Below are 16,812 nucleotides of genomic sequence, written 5' to 3'. Positions count from 1 at the left end.
CGCCCTGCTGCACGAACAACCGCCCAAAGCCCATGTAGGCCGCTTCGCGAACGAAGCGGCCCGAATATTTACTGTGCTGCCAGCGTAGCCTGGTCGACACGCACGCCGACGCCCATCGTGCTCGACAGTGCGATCTTGCGCAGGTAGACGCCCTTGCTCGTTGCCGGCTTGGCCTTCTGCAGCGCTTCGATCAGCGCCGACAGGTTCGAACGCAGCGCGGTCGGCTCGAACGATGCACGCCCGATGGTCGCGTGGATGATACCGGCCTTGTCGACACGGAATTGCACCTGACCAGCCTTCGCGTTCTTGACGGCGGTTGCGACGTCCGGCGTGACCGTACCGACCTTCGGGTTCGGCATCAGGCCGCGCGGGCCGAGGATCTGACCGAGCGTACCGACGATACGCATCGTGTCCGGCGAAGCGATCACGATGTCGAAGTCCATCTGGCCAGCCTTGATCTGCTCTGCCAGGTCTTCCATACCGACGATTTCCGCGCCTGCTGCACGCGCTTGTTCAGCCTTCTCGCCTTGCGCGAACACGGCAACGCGAACCGACTTGCCCGTTCCTGCCGGCAGAACGACCGAACCACGAACGACCTGGTCCGACTTCTTCGCATCGATGCCGAGCTGGACTGCGACGTCGATCGACTCGTCGAACTTCGCGCTCGCGCATTCCTTCACGAGGCTCAGTGCGTCTTCGATCGCGTACAGCTTCTGACGATCGACCTTGGCGGCAAATGCCTGACGGCGCTTGGAGATCTTAGCCATTTACACGCCCTCCACAGTGATGCCCATCGAGCGTGCGCTACCAGCGATGGTGCGAACGGCTGCGTCCAGATCAGCTGCCGTAAGGTCCGGCATCTTGGTCTTCGCGATTTCTTCGGCTTGAGCGCGCGTGATCGAACCGACCTTGTCGGTGTGCGGCTTGCTCGAGCCCTTGTCCACCTTCGCCGCCTTCTTGATCAGGACGGTCGCCGGCGGCGTCTTCATCACGAACGTGAAGCTCTTGTCAGCGAATGCCGTGATGACCACCGGCACCGGCAGACCCGGCTCCATGCCTTGAGTCTGCGCGTTGAACGCCTTGCAGAACTCCATGATGTTCAGGCCGCGCTGGCCCAGTGCCGGACCGACCGGCGGCGACGGGTTGGCTTTACCTGCAGGGATCTGCAGCTTGATAAAGCCGATAATCTTCTTTGCCATTTGTGAACCTCATTGGAACGCCGGAGACGGCGTTCGGTGAGTAATAACGCGCGTTCGCCGCTGGCTACTGACGCTCCTCAACGGCCATGACGCGGGCCGTAAGCGCGAAGGTGGGCAGCCGAGGCTGCCCACCGAATCGGGATCAAACTTTTTCGACCTGACCGAACTCGAGTTCGACCGGAGTGGATCGGCCGAAGATGGTGACCGACACACGCACGCGCGATTTTTCGTAGTTGACCTCTTCGACGGTGCCGTTGAAGTCCGTGAACGGGCCTTCCTTGACACGCACCATCTCGCCAACTTCGAACAGGGTCTTCGGGCGCGGCTTTTCGACGCCTTCCTGCATCTGCGACATGATCTTCTCGACTTCCTTCGGAGAAATCGGGGTCGGGCGGTTACGCGCACCACCGACGAAACCGGTGACCTTCGCAGTGTTCTTCACGAGGTGCCACGTTTCGTCCGTCATTTCCATTTCCACCAGCACGTAGCCGGGGAAGAAACGACGCTCGGTCACAGCCTTGTGGCCACCTTTGACTTCGACCACTTCTTCGGTCGGAACCAGGATCTGACCGAATTTGTCCTGCATGCCGGCACGTTCGATGCGCTCTTGAAGCGCGCGTTGCACGCTCTTCTCCATACCGGAGTAGGCGTGCACGACGTACCATCGCTTTCCGCTCGGGGATGCCGGAGTATCGCTCATATCATTTCCAACCCAGAATCGCCGAGAAAATCACCCATTCGATCGATTTGTCACTCAACCAGAGGAAAATCGCCATCACGAGCACGAAACCGAACACGACGAGTGTGGTTTGCGTTGCTTCCTTGCGGGTGGGCCAAACGACCTTCCGGACTTCCTTGTACGAATCCTTGGCAAAGGCGATGAGGCTCTTGCCAGGTGCGGACATCAGCCCGACGGCCACGCCGGCGATGATACCTACCGCCAACGCGGCACCGCGGACATACCACTGCTGATTGGCCAGCCAGAAGAAGCCCACGAATCCGGCCAAGACCAACAATACGCCCAGGGCCAGCATCAGCTTATCGCCGGAGGTATTTACAGTTTCGACGGATGGATTCGCCATAACACCTTAAAACAAATGCCACGTAGGACACGTGGCTATTTTTTGGCAGGGGCAGAGGGAATCGAACCCCCAACCTTCGGTTTTGGAGACCGACGCTCTGCCAGTTGAGCTATACCCCTAAACCATGTTGGGGCCGGCTGTTGCCAGCCCCAAAACTGTCGATCAACGAATAACTGGCTTACTCGATGATCTTGGCGACGACGCCGGCGCCGACCGTACGGCCGCCTTCGCGGATTGCGAAGCGCAGACCTTCTTCCATCGCGATCGGAGCGATCAGCTTCACCGTGATCGACACGTTGTCGCCCGGCATCACCATTTCCTTGTCCTTCGGCAGCTCGATCGAGCCCGTCACGTCCGTCGTACGGAAGTAGAACTGCGGACGGTAGTTGTTGAAGAACGGCGTGTGACGGCCGCCTTCGTCCTTGCTCAGCACGTACACTTCAGCCGTGAAGTGCGTGTGCGGCGTGATCGAACCCGGCTTCGCCAGAACCTGGCCACGCTCCACGTCTTCACGCTTCGTGCCGCGCAGCAGGATACCGACGTTGTCGCCTGCCTGACCTTGGTCCAGCAGCTTGCGGAACATTTCAACGCCCGTGCAGGTCGTCTTCACCGTCGGCTTGATACCGACGATTTCGATTTCCTCGCCGACCTTCACGATACCGCGCTCGACACGACCCGTCACCACCGTACCACGGCCCGAGATCGAGAACACGTCTTCCACCGGCATCAGGAACGCACCATCAACCGCGCGCTCCGGCGTCGGGATGTACGTGTCCAGCGCGTCTGCCAGGCTCATGATCGCCACTTCGCCCAGCTCGCCCGTGTCGCCTTCCAGCGCCAGCTTGGCCGAACCCTTCACGATCGGCGTGTCGTCGCCCGGGAAGTCGTACTTCGACAGGAGTTCGCGAACTTCCATCTCGACCAGCTCGAGCAGTTCCGCGTCGTCCACCATGTCGCACTTGTTCAGGAACACGATGATGTACGGAACGCCAACCTGACGCGCCAGCAGGATGTGCTCACGCGTTTGCGGCATCGGGCCGTCTGCTGCCGAGCAAACCAGGATCGCGCCGTCCATCTGCGCCGCGCCCGTGATCATGTTCTTCACATAGTCAGCGTGGCCCGGGCAGTCGACGTGTGCGTAGTGGCGGTTAGCCGTTTCGTACTCGACGTGTGCCGTGTTGATCGTGATGCCGCGCGCCTTTTCTTCCGGTGCCGCGTCGATCTGGTCGTACGCCTTCGCTTCGCCGCCGAACTTCTTCGTCAGAACCGTCGTGATCGCTGCCGTCAGCGTCGTCTTGCCGTGGTCAACGTGACCAATCGTACCAACGTTCACGTGCGGCTTGGTCCGCTCAAATTTACCCTTGGCCATTTTCCACTCCCAAAAGGAATTTCACAGGTTGCGCCGCGCGCAAACAAGACACTGACTTTTTACTGCTGGTGCCCATGGGCAGGATCGAACTGCCGACCTCTCCCTTACCAAGGGAGTGCTCTACCACTGAGCCACATGGGCGCTTTACGCTTCAACTTCGCGGTCTGGAGCGGGTGAAGGGAATCGAACCCTCGTCGTAAGCTTGGAAGGCTTCTGCTCTACCATTGAGCTACACCCGCACGGGCCACAAACGATTCCTTACCACTCACTGCGCCGGTAATCTTGGTGGAGGAGGTTGGATTCGAACCAACGTAGGCGTAAGCCAACAGATTTACAGTCTGCCCCCTTTAGCCACTCGGGCACCCCTCCGTAGAGAACTGACGATTATGGGGGTGCATCACACATCTGTCAAGCAAATCCGGAAGATTATTTTCACTCTCTTCCGACGCCTCGCTCGACCACCGATCTCCCGCGCTTGCCCGGCTAAGGCCAGCATGGTTGCTACCGATCGGTGCCACATCTTCGTCAGACTTCGCCCTCAACGTCGATCTGCATCCACGCTGAAAACGAAAGACCGCCATCATACGACCTCTTGAGCGCCCTGCCAAGCGGGTAGATGCAAAATTTCCGCAAATTTCGTGCCGGGCAGATTCGTTGATCGGTTTTCGGTAGTTTTCGGCGCCATTCCGGGTGCCCGGAGCCGCTTGATTCGCCCCGCCGGCGGGATGGGTGCGAGATTGGGCCTGTGAGCGTTTGCGGCAGCTCTCTCGGGCCTTTGGGCCCCAAGGCATTTAACGAGAAAGCACGGTGTGGCGCCGGTCTTTGCAGACCTCAACGGAAGGCGCGGTTCTATGGGGGTCTCTCGAACCTTAGCCGGGTCGGGCTCTCCCGTGCCCGCGGTAGCCCTCTGATGGCCATCGTGGCATCAACCGCCCGGGCACCCGTATCGCCGGATGCCTGGCTTCGCTCGAACACGGTCGTCAGGGTTTCGCCAACAGGTCCCGGCTAGCATGTGCCGAGGACGCCTGGCGGTGACCTCAGCGCTCGGCGTCGCGACATTCACCGCACGAGATCCGTGCCAAGCGCTCGTGCAAGCCGGAGCGCAGCGTCCGACCTTCAACGTCCAGCGCTCGCTATCCGGCGCGGCGCGTGTGATTCGAGATCCATCCACCAGCTTTCGATCGGCGATTGCGCTGCGCCAGACGATCGGAGGACTGGACTCTACGGGCTACGAGACGAAGCCCCTGCTCGACAAAAGGAACGCCGCAGTATTTCCGATGCCATCAGACCAACGAGCTCAACGTGACGCGATTCGTGCCAAGCGCAGCGCGCTCCCATGCAGCAAGCGCTCTCGCTTCCTCACGGTCATCGATTTCAGGGAGGAAGCGGTGGGTTGAGCCCGAAAAATCCGGATGGCCACACGAAGCAATCTGAACGCAGGCCGCCTCGCAATCTCGATCGGCCGCCACGGTTCAGCGCTTGCGATTGGGCCGCGCCAAACGCGGGATAGGCCCGGCTCATGGCCCAGGTCATGTTGACTGCGCGTGTCGTGACCGAGACTGCGGCGCGAAAGAGCTGTTTTGATCTTTGGCCGAGAATGAGCGCGATACGTCGACGAACGGAACACGTTAGCCGGCAATCGGCCGTTGGCGAACTCCCTTTCGGTTCGCGACCGGCGATATTCAAATCTGCGATGAGGGGTGGATGAGCCACTGTTCGGCCCAGTTGCGCTCGCGGCGAGCAGCAGATAGGGAGAGTTTGCGTGGCGGGTCTCGGTCGGCGTCGCTCGTTGGCGCGGGGCTAGCTCGCCCGGTCTTCGCGACTTTCGCGTCAGTCGATGCGAGCGACCAGAATCGATACGTCGTTTCCGGCTTGAGCTGCGACCAGGCTATTCGTCCCGATCGCGCATGCATTTCCGCCGCTGAAATGCAAAAACCCCCGCCTGTTCGGGCGGGGGTTTCTGGCTTAGGGAGCCTGACGATTACCTACTTTCACACGGGAATCCGCACTATCATCGGCGTAGAGTCGTTTCACGGTCCTGTTCGGGATGGGAAGGGGTGGGACCGACTCGCTATGGTCATCAGGCAAAGAGGGTTGTTCTGCTGGCGTGGCCAACAGAACCAATCTGGGAAGAAGCAGTAATTGAGGTTGTGTGTATCACACACGAGAATCCAACATGTCGCTTTGGATCGCGGCCAGTGCTTGCGCACGGCGCCGATCCATAAGGCAGACTTGTTATAGGATCAAGCCTTACGGGCAATTAGTATCAGTTAGCTGAACGCATTACTGCGCTTACACACCTGACCTATCAACGTCCTGGTCTCGAACGACCCTTCAAGGAGGTCTAGCCTCCAGGGATATCTCATCTTAAGGCGAGTTTCCCGCTTAGATGCTTTCAGCGGTTATCTCTTCCGAACATAGCTACCCGGCGATGCCACTGGCGTGACAACCGGTACACCAGAGGTTCGTCCACTCCGGTCCTCTCGTACTAGGAGCAGCCCCCTTCAAATATCCAACGCCCACGGCAGATAGGGACCAAACTGTCTCACGACGTTTTAAACCCAGCTCACGTACCTCTTTAAATGGCGAACAGCCATACCCTTGGGACCGGCTACAGCCCCAGGATGAGATGAGCCGACATCGAGGTGCCAAACACCGCCGTCGATATGAACTCTTGGGCGGTATCAGCCTGTTATCCCCAGAGTACCTTTTATCCGTTGAGCGATGGCCCTTCCATACAGAACCACCGGATCACTATGACCTGCTTTCGCACCTGCTCGACTTGTCGGTCTCGCAGTTAAGCACGCTTATGCCATTGCACTATCAGCACGATTTCCGACCGTACCTAGCGTACCTTCGTACTCCTCCGTTACGCTTTGGGAGGAGACCGCCCCAGTCAAACTGCCTACCATGCACTGTCCCCGACCCGGATCACGGGCCAAGGTTAGAACCTCAAACAAACCAGGGTGGTATTTCAAGGACGGCTCCACCGAAACTAGCGTTCCGGTTTCATAGCCTCCCACCTATCCTACACAGATCGGTTCAAAGTCCAATGCAAAGCTACAGTAAAGGTTCATGGGGTCTTTCCGTCTAGCCGCGGGTAGATTGCATCATCACAAACACTTCAACTTCGCTGAGTCTCGGGAGGAGACAGTGTGGCCATCGTTACGCCATTCGTGCAGGTCGGAACTTACCCGACAAGGAATTTCGCTACCTTAGGACCGTTATAGTTACGGCCGCCGTTTACCGGGACTTCAATCAAGAGCTTGCACCCCATCATTTAATCTTCCGGCACCGGGCAGGCGTCACACCCTATACGTCCACTTTCGTGTTTGCAGAGTGCTGTGTTTTTATTAAACAGTCGCAGCCACCAGTTTATTGCAACCCCTTCACCCTCCTGGCGCAGGCCAGTCAAGCTACAAGGGCGTACCTTATCCCGAAGTTACGGTACCAATTTGCCGAGTTCCTTCTCCCGAGTTCTCTCAAGCGCCTTAGAATACTCATCTCGCCCACCTGTGTCGGTTTGCGGTACGGTCATCGTTAGACTGAAGCTTAGAGGCTTTTCTTGGAACCACTTCCAATTGCTTCGCTCCCGAAGGAGCTCGCGCCACACCCTTGAATTACGCACCCGGATTTGCCTAAGTGCCTTCTCCAATGCAGCGACCGGGACTTCCAACACCCGGACAACCTTCCGCGATCCGTCCCCCCATCGCATCTAACAATGGTGCAGGAATATTGACCTGCTTCCCATCAGCTACGCATTTCTGCCTCGCCTTAGGGGCCGACTCACCCTACGCCGATGAACGTTGCGTAGGAAACCTTGGGCTTACGGCGAGGGGGCCTTTCACCCCCTTTATCGCTACTCATGTCAGCATTCGCACTTCCGATACCTCCAGCACCCTTTACAAGGCACCTTCGCAGGCTTACGGAACGCTCTCCTACCATGCGAGCAAAGCTCGCATCCGCAGCTTCGGTATATAGCTTAGCCCCGTTACATCTTCCGCGCAGGACGACTCGATCAGTGAGCTATTACGCTTTCTTTAAAGGGTGGCTGCTTCTAAGCCAACCTCCTGACTGTTTTAGCCTTCCCACTTCGTTTCCCACTTAGCTATATTTGGGGACCTTAGCTGGCGGTCTGGGTTGTTTCCCTCTTGACACCGGACGTTAGCACCCGATGTCTGTCTCCCGTGATTGCACTCTTCGGTATTCGGAGTTTGCTATGGCGGGGTAATCTGCAATAGACCCCCCAACCATGACAGTGCTCTACCCCCGAAGGTGAGACACGAGGCACTACCTAAATAGTTTTCGGAGAGAACCAGCTATTTCCAGGTTTGTTTAGCCTTTCACCCCTATCCACAGCTCATCCCCTAACTTTTCAACGTTAGTGGGTTCGGACCTCCAGTACGTGTTACCGCACCTTCATCCTGGCCATGGATAGATCACCTGGTTTCGGGTCTACGCCCAGCAACTGAACGCCCTATTCGGACTCGCTTTCGCTACGCCTGCCCTATACGGTTAAGCTTGCTACTGAACGTAAGTCGCTGACCCATTATACAAAAGGTACGCCGTCACCCCTTACGAGGCTCCGACTGTTTGTATGCATGCGGTTTCAGGATCTATTTCACTCCCCTCCCGGGGTTCTTTTCGCCTTTCCCTCACGGTACTGGTTCACTATCGGTCGATCACGAGTATTTAGCCTTGGAGGATGGTCCCCCCATCTTCAGACAGGATTTCACGTGTCCCGCCCTACTTGTCGCACACCTAGTTCTTTCATACTGTTTTCGCCTACAGGGCTATCACCTGCTATGGCCGCACTTTCCAGAGCGTTCGGCTAACAATACAAATAAAGAGTGCAAGGCTCATCCCATTTCGCTCGCCACTACTTTGGGAATCTCGGTTGATTTCTTTTCCTGCGGTTACTTAGATGTTTCAGTTCACCGCGTTCGCTTCGCATGGCCTATGTATTCAGCCATGGATACTCCAAAAGGAGTGGGTTTCCCCATTCGGACATCTACGGATCAAAGCTCGTTTGCCAGCTCCCCGTAGCTTTTCGCAGGCTACCGCGTCCTTCATCGCCTGTGATCGCCAAGGCATCCACCACATGCACTTGTTCGCTTGACCCTATAACGAGTCTGTCTCTCGACAGCCGCTACAGGTTGAGTTCTCGCGTTGTGCCGTATTCCAAATTGAGTCAAACATAGAGTTCGAATCATCTTGAGATACATCGATACAATCACAACCCGGATAGTTTCCACGTCCATCTCAAGACGCTTCCGCTATCCAAATTACTTACTTCTTCCAGATTGTTAAAGAACGACAGCCGATATCTGTTGATATCACTCTGACTGGCTCAATCGCCAATGACAAATGCTCGTCTCACACGTCACTTTCGTGTGATCCAAACGCTTCCCATTGAAGATTGGTGGAGGCAGACGGGATCGAACCGACGACCCCCTGCTTGCAAAGCAGGTGCTCTCCCAGCTGAGCTATGCCCCCATGTACAGAGAACTTCAGGGTACTACCGCCAGACAATGGTGGGTCTGGTTGGATTCGAACCAACGACCCCCGCCTTATCAAGACGGTGCTCTAACCGACTGAGCTACAGACCCCTGAGTCTGTCTTTAAATTTACAGCCGATAAGCGTGAGCGCTCAACTTTGCGAGAAGCTCTGGAAAGGAGGTGATCCAGCCGCACCTTCCGATACGGCTACCTTGTTACGACTTCACCCCAGTCATGAATCCTACCGTGGTGACCGTCCTCCTTGCGGTTAGACTAGCCACTTCTGGTAAAACCCACTCCCATGGTGTGACGGGCGGTGTGTACAAGACCCGGGAACGTATTCACCGCGGCATGCTGATCCGCGATTACTAGCGATTCCAGCTTCATGCACTCGAGTTGCAGAGTGCAATCCGGACTACGATCGGTTTTCTGGGATTAGCTCCCCCTCGCGGGTTGGCAACCCTCTGTTCCGACCATTGTATGACGTGTGAAGCCCTACCCATAAGGGCCATGAGGACTTGACGTCATCCCCACCTTCCTCCGGTTTGTCACCGGCAGTCTCCTTAGAGTGCTCTTGCGTAGCAACTAAGGACAAGGGTTGCGCTCGTTGCGGGACTTAACCCAACATCTCACGACACGAGCTGACGACAGCCATGCAGCACCTGTGCGCCGGTTCTCTTTCGAGCACTCCCGCCTCTCAGCAGGATTCCGACCATGTCAAGGGTAGGTAAGGTTTTTCGCGTTGCATCGAATTAATCCACATCATCCACCGCTTGTGCGGGTCCCCGTCAATTCCTTTGAGTTTTAATCTTGCGACCGTACTCCCCAGGCGGTCAACTTCACGCGTTAGCTACGTTACTAAGGAAATGAATCCCCAACAACTAGTTGACATCGTTTAGGGCGTGGACTACCAGGGTATCTAATCCTGTTTGCTCCCCACGCTTTCGTGCATGAGCGTCAGTATTGGCCCAGGGGGCTGCCTTCGCCATCGGTATTCCTCCACATCTCTACGCATTTCACTGCTACACGTGGAATTCTACCCCCCTCTGCCATACTCTAGCCTGCCAGTCACCAATGCAGTTCCCAGGTTGAGCCCGGGGATTTCACATCGGTCTTAGCAAACCGCCTGCGCACGCTTTACGCCCAGTAATTCCGATTAACGCTCGCACCCTACGTATTACCGCGGCTGCTGGCACGTAGTTAGCCGGTGCTTATTCTTCCGGTACCGTCATCCCCCGGCTGTATTAGAGCCAAGGATTTCTTTCCGGACAAAAGTGCTTTACAACCCGAAGGCCTTCTTCACACACGCGGCATTGCTGGATCAGGCTTTCGCCCATTGTCCAAAATTCCCCACTGCTGCCTCCCGTAGGAGTCTGGGCCGTGTCTCAGTCCCAGTGTGGCTGGTCGTCCTCTCAGACCAGCTACTGATCGTCGCCTTGGTAGGCCTTTACCCCACCAACTAGCTAATCAGCCATCGGCCAACCCTATAGCGCGAGGCCCGAAGGTCCCCCGCTTTCATCCGTAGATCGTATGCGGTATTAATCCGGCTTTCGCCGGGCTATCCCCCACTACAGGACATGTTCCGATGTATTACTCACCCGTTCGCCACTCGCCACCAGGTGCAAGCACCCGTGCTGCCGTTCGACTTGCATGTGTAAGGCATGCCGCCAGCGTTCAATCTGAGCCAGGATCAAACTCTTCAGTTTAAACCTGTTACTGTTTTCGGTTCTTTCGAACCGGTCGCTCACTCAAAGCTGACAGGAATATGAATCACTTCATAAACCTGACTTACTTTAGTGTGAGACTCTTGATACTTTCGCTATCTGATCCGAAGATCAGCTCGCTTTCATCAAGCGCCCACACTTATCGGCTGTTAATTTTTAAAGAGCATTTCTGCGAGAAACCTGAAGTTTCCCGGCAGCGCTGCGTTTTCAGCAGCAGAGAAGCGAGATTATGAACCGTGTTTCGCAGCGCGTCAACAACTTTTTACATCAGATCGTTGCGACTGCGGGGCTCAACTTCCAGGCCAGCCGTGCGCTCCAGACTCCAGCGCTCCGCCCACCCTGCTTCCCTCTTCCGCGCCGCGTTTCCGTTAGCGCGAAAGAGGCGTGATTCTAAGCACCGGCCACCTTCCACGCAAGCTCTTTGTGAAAATAATTTGAAAAAGCCCCCGTGCGCTCGCGCGCACGGGGGCTTCGGGCTCGACGGGGCATGTGACGCCGCTGAACTCTACGTAGCCGACAACACGTCCGTCTATATATAGACGCGCATCACTTGCCGCCGGCCGCTGCCTGCAACTGCTCGACCGGCACCGCATCGGCCATCGCCGTGTAGCCCGCATCGCTCGGATGGATGCCGTCCCCGCTATCGTATCGACGCTGCAGCACGCTCGGGCGCGCCGGATCGCGCAGTACCGCATCGAAGTCGACCACGCCGTCGAACCCGCTACCGCTCCGGATCCACCGGTTCACCTCGAGCCGGATCGCCTCGCGCCCCGCCGGCAGCCCGGCCGGCGTCAGCGTCGCGCCGAAGATCTTCACCCCTTGACGGTGCGCCGCGTCGATCAGCCTGCGATAGCCGTCGATCAGCGACTCAGCCGTGACCTGCGTATGCGGGTGGTCGCAATCGAGCCCCGCGCGCGGCGGCATCGCCGCGAAGTTGATGTCGTTGATCCCGATCAGCACGATCGCCGCCTTCACGCCCGCGCGCGACAGCGCATCGCGTTCGAAGCGCGATGCCAGCGACGTGCCGTAGCACGCCGAATCGCTGAGCAGCCGGTTCCCGCTGATACCGAGGTTTGCGACGCCGATCGACTCCACGCCGGAGACCGTCAGCCGGCGCGCCAGTGCGTCCGGCCAGCGGCGGTTCCGGTTCACGCTCGAGCGCAGCCCGTCGGTGATCGAATCGCCGATCGCGGCGACGCTGGCGCGCGCGGAACCAGCCTCGACCGCGAGCTCGGTCACCCACGCATATTGCGTGAAACGGGTGCGGAACGCGGCAGCACCCGGGTCGCTCACGTGGTCGCCCGGCGACGACACATAGTTGAACTGGTTCGACACGCGGTGCCAGACCGTCATCCGCTGGTTCGCCCCCATTTGAAGCGTGACCGCATACGGCCGCCCGGCCGCCACGTCGATCGCCACCGGATCGCTTTCGACCTCCTGGCCCGGAGCAAGCGTCACCGACGTCTTGCCGGCGAACCGGATCGGCACCGCCGCGCCGCCGAGCGCCGCACCGTCTCCGGCGCGCGCCAGGCTTGCCGCCTCGACGACCAGCGGTGCGCGGCCGTAGGCATTACTGACGCGGATCCGCGCGGCACGCCCCGACACGGTCGGATAAACGATCTGGCGCACAGCCCGGCCGGCCACGTCGGGCGCGCGATAGAGCGGCGGCGGTGCGGCAAGGTCGGGAATCGGTTGCAATGCCGTCGCCCACGCGGCAACCCATCCGGCCGGCGCAGCCGAGGCCGACGCCGCAAGCGGCGAGACAAAGACGGCCGCACCCAGCACGGCCGCGGCGATACTGCTTCGAAATGACATCGGCAAAATCCTCGTCGGAAAGGGGCATTGTGCCGCAGAAGACGCGACCCCCACGCGCCGGACCCGCATCACGCCAACCCGATCGCGCCCCGAGGTCCCTCGTTTACCCGAATCCCAGCGCAAATCCGCAAGAAATTTATTAACCGACCGGTCGGTTGGTTTATACTTCGCACACATTCAACCGGACGAGAGTCTCGCCATGTACACGCAATCCCTCGACATCCCCGGCAACGTCGCGCCGCTCGACGCCGCAGCCGAGTCACCCGAGCAGGCGCGGTTCGATGCGGTCATGGCCGTCGACGGCAAGATCGAACCGCAGGACTGGATGCCCGAAGCCTATCGCAAGACGCTGATTCGCCAGATCTCGCAGCACGCGCACTCGGAAGTCGTCGGCATGCTGCCCGAAGGCAACTGGATCTCGCGCGCGCCGAGCCTGAAGCGCAAGGCGATCCTGCTCGCGAAGGTCCAGGACGAAGCCGGCCACGGCCTCTATCTTTATAGCGCTGCCGAAACGCTCGGCGTCTCGCGCGATTCGCTGATCGACGCGTTGCACGCCGGCAAGGCGAAATACTCGAGCATCTTCAACTACCCGACGCCGACCTGGGCCGACGTCGGTGTGATCGGCTGGCTCGTCGACGGCGCCGCGATCATGAACCAGATCCCGCTGTGCCGCTGCACGTACGGCCCGTACGCGCGCGCGATGATCCGCGTGTGCAAGGAAGAATCGTTCCACCAGCGCCAGGGTTTCGACGCGCTGCTGTCGATGATGAAGGGCAGCGACGCGCAACGCGCGATGGTCCAGCAGGCCGTGAACCGCTGGTGGTGGCCGGTGCTGATGATGTTCGGCCCGAGCGACGCCGATTCGGTCCACAGCAGCCAGTCCGCGAAATGGGGCATCAAGCGGATCTCGAACGACGACCTGCGGCAGAAATTCGTCGACGCGACGGTCGACCAGGCGAAGGTGCTCGGCGTGACGCTGCCCGACCCAGACCTGAAGTGGAACGAGGCGCGCGGCCATCACGACTACGGCACGATCGACTGGGACGAATTCTGGCGCGTGGTCAACGGCGACGGCCCGTGCAACAAGGAACGCCTCGCGACCCGCGTGAAAGCGCACGAAGACGGCGCCTGGGTGCGCGAAGCCGCGCTCGCCCACGAAGCCAAGCGGCGTGCGCGCGCCGAACAGCACGCCGCCTGAGCGGCGGCACACCATCGAATTCAGGATTCAGGAGAAAGTGATGAACAAGGAATGGCCGATCTGGGAAGTGTTCGTGCGCAGCAAGCAGGGGCTCGACCACAAACATTGCGGCAGCCTGCACGCCGCCGACGCGACGATGGCGCTGCGCATGGCGCGCGACGTCTACACGCGCCGCCAGGAAGGCGTGAGCATCTGGGTGGTGCCGTCGTCGGCGATCACCGCGTCGGATCCGAACGAGAAGGCCGAGCTGTTCGAGCCGGCGGGCGACAAGATCTACCGTCACCCGACCTTCTACACGCTGCCCGACGAAGTCAACCACATGTAATGCGCGCACCATGACGATCACGCCCGAACACCTCTCCTACGTGCTGCGCCTCGCGGACAACGCGCTGATTCTCGGTCAGCGCAACGCCGAATGGTGCGGCCACGGCCCGATCCTCGAGGAAGACATCGCCCTCACCAACATGAGCCTCGACCTCATCGGCCAGGCGCGCATGCTGTATTCCCATGCCGCCGAACTCGAGCGCCGGGTGAACGGCGCGGCGAAGACCGAGGACGACTACGCGTACTTCCGCACCGAGCGCGAGTTCGCGAACTTCACGCTCGCCGAGCTGCCGCACTATGGCCCGGTCGCCGGCACCGCGCATGCGGACAAGGACTACGCGGTGACGATCGTGCGCAACTTCCTGTACTCGGCGCTAATGCTGCATGTCTGGACCGCGCTCGAGACGTCGGCCGACCCGCAGCTCGCCGCGATCGCCGCGAAATCGGTGAAGGAAACCCGCTATCACGTGCAGCACGCACGCGAGTGGCTCGTTCGCCTCGGCGACGGCACCGACGAATCGCACCGTCGCGCGCAAGACGCGCTCGACTACCTGACGCCGTACACACGCGAATTCTTCGCCGCCGATGCGATCGACGACGCGGTCGCCGCCGAGGGGATCGCACCCGCACCGGCCACGCTCGAAGCGGCGTGGCGGGCGGACGTCGACGACGCGCTCGCAGAAGCGACGCTCACGCTGCCGGCCCCCGTGCAGCACGTAACCACCGGCAAGCAAGGCGAGCACTCGGAGCACATGGGCTACCTGCTCGCCGAAATGCAGAGCCTCGCGCGCCAGCACCCCGGCGCGACCTGGTAACCGGCCCACGCCACGGAGCCCGACGATGTCCGTCCAGACCGCCGCCCCCGCCCACGCCGCGCCCGCCGCGCACCGCGACGATCCGCTGCTCGCCCGTGCCTGGGACGTGCTCGAAGCCGTGCCCGATCCCGAGATTCCGGTCGTGTCGATCCGCGAGCTCGGCATCCTGCGCGACGTCCGTCGCGCGGACGACGGCCTGCTCGAAGTCGTGATCACGCCGACCTACTCGGGCTGCCCGGCGATGTCGCAGATCGCGGAAGACATCGCCGCCGCGCTGCAGTCGGCCGACCTGCCGCCGCACCGGATCGAGACGGTGCTCGCCCCCGCGTGGACAACCGACTGGATCACGCAGGAGGCGCGCGACAAGCTGCGCGCATACGGCATCGCGCCGCCGGTCGGCCAGTGCGGCAGCGCCGCACCGCAGGAAAACGTCGTGCGCTTCGTACCGCGGCCGGTCGCCGCACCCGCGTGCCCGCGCTGCGGCTCCGCCCGTACCGAACGCCTCGCGCAATTCGCGTCCACGGCCTGCAAGGCGCTGTATCGCTGCGTCGACTGCCGCGAACCCTTCGACTACTTCAAACCCTATTAATCGATATGGCGACCCCGCAATTTCATCCGCTGCGTATCCGTGACGTGCGGCCCGAGACCGCCGACGCCGTGACCGTCTCCTTCGACGTGCCGCCCGAGTTGCGCGACGCGTACCGTTTCACGCAGGGCCAGTTCGTCACGCTGAAGACCCACATCGACGGCGAGGAGACGCGCCGCTCGTATTCGATCTGCGTCGGCACGACGGACTACGACCGTGACGGCGAACTGCGCATCGGCATCAAGCGCGTGCGCGGCGGCCGCTTCTCGAACTTCGCGTTCGATACGCTGAAGCCCGGCCACACGATCGACGTGATGACGCCGGACGGCCGCTTCTTCACGCACCTGAACGCCGACCACGGCAAGCAGTACGTCGCGTTTTCCGGCGGCTCGGGGATCACGCCGGTGCTCGCGATCGTGAAGACGACGCTCGAACTGGAGCCGCGCAGCACGTTCACGCTGATCTACGGCAATCGCAGCGTCGACGCGATCATGTTCGCGGAAGAGCTCGAGGACCTGAAGAACCGCTACATGAACCGCTTCGTCCTGTATCACGTGCTGTCGGACGACCTGCAGGACGTCGAGCTGTTCAATGGTGTGCTCGACCAGGCGAAATGCGCGGAATTCCTCGACACGCTGACGCCGGCCGACGCGATCGACGAGGCGTTCATCTGCGGCCCCGCGCCGATGATGGACGCGGCCGAAGCCGCGCTGAAAGCGGCCGGCGTGCCGCAGGCGAAGGTGCACGTCGAGCGCTTCGGCACGCCGCTGCCGCAAGCCGGCGCGCCGGTCGTCGAAATCACCGACCGGACGCCGGCCGCCGACCTCGAAATCGTGCTCGACGGCAAGAAGCGCAAGCTGCGGCTGCCGTACGAAGGCGTGAGCCTGCTCGACATCGGGCTGCGCGCGGGCCTCGCGCTGCCGTACGCGTGCAAGGGCGGCGTGTGCTGCACGTGCCGCGCGAAGGTGCTCGAAGGCGAAGTCCGGATGGAGAAGAACTACACGCTGGAAGAACACGAAGTGAAGGACGGCTTCGTGCTCACGTGCCAGTGCCACCCGGTCAGCGACAAGGTCGTCGTGAGTTTCGACGAGCGTTGAGCGACGTCGCGTCGCGGCGCCGGACGGTTTCTCGCCGTCACACATCTCGCTTACACTAGGGGCCGCCGGCCGGCTGGACATCGCAACGTCCGCCCGGCCGGCGG

12 protein-coding genes, 6 tRNA genes and 3 rRNA genes are annotated in these 16,812 nt (G+C 60.4%); 6 read left to right on the top strand and 15 right to left on the bottom strand.

The features are described 5' to 3' along the window. Positions 1-68: 68 nt before the first annotated feature. The 9 genes from rplA to WJ16_RS01275 form a co-directional block, all read right to left on the bottom strand. Positions 69-767 carry a 50S ribosomal protein L1 gene (gene rplA, locus WJ16_RS01315; RefSeq protein WP_006482906.1) on the bottom strand — a complete coding sequence of 233 codons (699 nt, stop codon included), beginning with the start codon at positions 765-767 and terminating at the stop codon, positions 69-71. After that, positions 768-1,199 carry a 50S ribosomal protein L11 gene (rplK, locus tag WJ16_RS01310; RefSeq protein ID WP_006477201.1) on the bottom strand — a complete coding sequence of 144 codons (432 nt, stop codon included), beginning with the start codon at positions 1,197-1,199 and terminating at the stop codon, positions 768-770. A 142-nt stretch (positions 1,200-1,341) separates the two neighbouring features. Beyond that, on the bottom strand, positions 1,342-1,899 hold the full coding sequence (gene nusG / locus WJ16_RS01305) for a transcription termination/antitermination protein NusG (protein ID WP_006400672.1): 558 nt from the start codon (positions 1,897-1,899) through the stop codon (positions 1,342-1,344). A 1-nt stretch (position 1,900) separates the two neighbouring features. Then, positions 1,901-2,281 (bottom strand): preprotein translocase subunit SecE, encoded by a 381-nt coding sequence (gene secE, locus WJ16_RS01300; protein WP_006482892.1) that lies wholly within the window; start codon positions 2,279-2,281, stop codon positions 1,901-1,903. Positions 2,282-2,324: 43 nt separating this feature from the next. Continuing rightward, positions 2,325-2,400: transfer RNA gene (locus tag WJ16_RS01295), tRNA-Trp, on the bottom strand. A 59-nt stretch (positions 2,401-2,459) separates the two neighbouring features. After that, positions 2,460-3,650, bottom strand: coding sequence for an elongation factor Tu (gene tuf, locus WJ16_RS01290; RefSeq protein WP_011350666.1), 1,191 nt, complete (start codon positions 3,648-3,650; stop codon positions 2,460-2,462). Positions 3,651-3,716: 66 nt separating this feature from the next. Further along, positions 3,717-3,791: transfer RNA gene (locus WJ16_RS01285), tRNA-Thr, on the bottom strand. A gap of 24 nt (positions 3,792-3,815) precedes the next feature. Beyond that, positions 3,816-3,889 (bottom strand) — tRNA-Gly (locus tag WJ16_RS01280). 44 nt (positions 3,890-3,933) lie between these two features. Continuing rightward, positions 3,934-4,019 (bottom strand) — tRNA-Tyr (locus WJ16_RS01275). A gap of 662 nt (positions 4,020-4,681) precedes the next feature. Here WJ16_RS01275 and WJ16_RS34585 point away from each other — a divergent pair. Beyond that, complete coding sequence (locus WJ16_RS34585) at positions 4,682-5,047, top strand: hypothetical protein (RefSeq protein ID WP_157126704.1); 366 nt, start codon at positions 4,682-4,684, stop codon at positions 5,045-5,047. A 575-nt stretch (positions 5,048-5,622) separates the two neighbouring features. Here WJ16_RS34585 and rrf read toward each other — a convergent pair. From rrf to WJ16_RS01245, 6 genes are all read right to left on the bottom strand, one after another. Beyond that, positions 5,623-5,735, bottom strand: a 5S ribosomal RNA gene (gene rrf, locus WJ16_RS01270). Between the two features lie 154 nt (positions 5,736-5,889). Next, positions 5,890-8,771: ribosomal RNA gene (locus WJ16_RS01265) — 23S ribosomal RNA — on the bottom strand. A gap of 299 nt (positions 8,772-9,070) precedes the next feature. After that, positions 9,071-9,146, bottom strand: a tRNA-Ala gene (locus WJ16_RS01260). Positions 9,147-9,182: 36 nt separating this feature from the next. Beyond that, a tRNA-Ile gene (locus WJ16_RS01255) sits at positions 9,183-9,259 on the bottom strand. Between the two features lie 63 nt (positions 9,260-9,322). Then, positions 9,323-10,855: ribosomal RNA gene (locus WJ16_RS01250) — 16S ribosomal RNA — on the bottom strand. Together the 16S, 23S and 5S rRNA genes with 2 tRNA genes alongside form the textbook arrangement of a ribosomal RNA operon. A 564-nt stretch (positions 10,856-11,419) precedes the next feature. Continuing rightward, complete coding sequence (locus tag WJ16_RS01245) at positions 11,420-12,688, bottom strand: SGNH/GDSL hydrolase family protein (RefSeq protein WP_069255526.1); 1,269 nt, start codon at positions 12,686-12,688, stop codon at positions 11,420-11,422. 199 nt (positions 12,689-12,887) lie between these two features. On the opposite strand from WJ16_RS01245, the gene paaA reads away from it, so the two are divergent. From paaA to paaE, 5 genes are read left to right on the top strand one after another with little or no spacing between them, the layout of a single operon-like run. Further along, complete coding sequence (paaA, locus tag WJ16_RS01240; protein ID WP_069255525.1) at positions 12,888-13,886, top strand: 1,2-phenylacetyl-CoA epoxidase subunit PaaA; 999 nt, start codon at positions 12,888-12,890, stop codon at positions 13,884-13,886. Positions 13,887-13,926: 40 nt separating this feature from the next. Further along, positions 13,927-14,211, top strand: coding sequence for a 1,2-phenylacetyl-CoA epoxidase subunit PaaB (paaB, locus tag WJ16_RS01235; protein WP_034188015.1), 285 nt, complete (start codon positions 13,927-13,929; stop codon positions 14,209-14,211). Positions 14,212-14,221: 10 nt separating this feature from the next. Next, positions 14,222-15,025: a 1,2-phenylacetyl-CoA epoxidase subunit PaaC gene (gene paaC, locus WJ16_RS01230; protein ID WP_069255524.1), complete on the top strand. Its 804-nt coding sequence runs from the start codon at positions 14,222-14,224 to the stop codon at positions 15,023-15,025. A gap of 25 nt (positions 15,026-15,050) precedes the next feature. Continuing rightward, positions 15,051-15,614 (top strand): 1,2-phenylacetyl-CoA epoxidase subunit PaaD, encoded by a 564-nt coding sequence (paaD, locus tag WJ16_RS01225; protein WP_069255523.1) that lies wholly within the window; start codon positions 15,051-15,053, stop codon positions 15,612-15,614. A 5-nt stretch (positions 15,615-15,619) separates the two neighbouring features. Next, positions 15,620-16,708 (top strand): 1,2-phenylacetyl-CoA epoxidase subunit PaaE, encoded by a 1,089-nt coding sequence (gene paaE / locus WJ16_RS01220; protein WP_069255522.1) that lies wholly within the window; start codon positions 15,620-15,622, stop codon positions 16,706-16,708. The last annotated feature ends 104 nt before the right edge of the window (positions 16,709-16,812 follow it).

The sequence above is a fragment of the Burkholderia metallica genome (genome assembly GCF_001718555.1).
GTDB lineage: Bacteria > Pseudomonadota > Gammaproteobacteria > Burkholderiales > Burkholderiaceae > Burkholderia > Burkholderia metallica.
The sequence above is the reverse complement of the archived record's forward strand: the minus strand, read 5'-3'. Positions and strand labels throughout refer to the sequence as shown.

What these genes read in the sequence shown, in the direction of transcription:
- paaD (WP_069255523.1), top strand. Translation starts at nt 15,051, where the DNA reads ATGTCCGTCCAGACCGCCGCCCCCGCCCACGCCGCGCCCGCCGCGCAC.
- WJ16_RS01245 (WP_069255526.1), bottom strand. Translation starts at nt 12,688, where the DNA reads ATGTCATTTCGAAGCAGTATCGCCGCGGCCGTGCTGGGTGCGGCCGTC.
- rplK (WP_006477201.1), bottom strand. Translation starts at nt 1,199, where the DNA reads ATGGCAAAGAAGATTATCGGCTTTATCAAGCTGCAGATCCCTGCAGGT.
- paaB (WP_034188015.1), top strand. Translation starts at nt 13,927, where the DNA reads ATGAACAAGGAATGGCCGATCTGGGAAGTGTTCGTGCGCAGCAAGCAG.
- tuf (WP_011350666.1), bottom strand. Translation starts at nt 3,650, where the DNA reads ATGGCCAAGGGTAAATTTGAGCGGACCAAGCCGCACGTGAACGTTGGT.
- rplA (WP_006482906.1), bottom strand. Translation starts at nt 767, where the DNA reads ATGGCTAAGATCTCCAAGCGCCGTCAGGCATTTGCCGCCAAGGTCGAT.
- secE (WP_006482892.1), bottom strand. Translation starts at nt 2,281, where the DNA reads ATGGCGAATCCATCCGTCGAAACTGTAAATACCTCCGGCGATAAGCTG.
- paaE (WP_069255522.1), top strand. Translation starts at nt 15,620, where the DNA reads ATGGCGACCCCGCAATTTCATCCGCTGCGTATCCGTGACGTGCGGCCC.
- paaC (WP_069255524.1), top strand. Translation starts at nt 14,222, where the DNA reads ATGACGATCACGCCCGAACACCTCTCCTACGTGCTGCGCCTCGCGGAC.
- nusG (WP_006400672.1), bottom strand. Translation starts at nt 1,899, where the DNA reads ATGAGCGATACTCCGGCATCCCCGAGCGGAAAGCGATGGTACGTCGTG.
- paaA (WP_069255525.1), top strand. Translation starts at nt 12,888, where the DNA reads ATGTACACGCAATCCCTCGACATCCCCGGCAACGTCGCGCCGCTCGAC.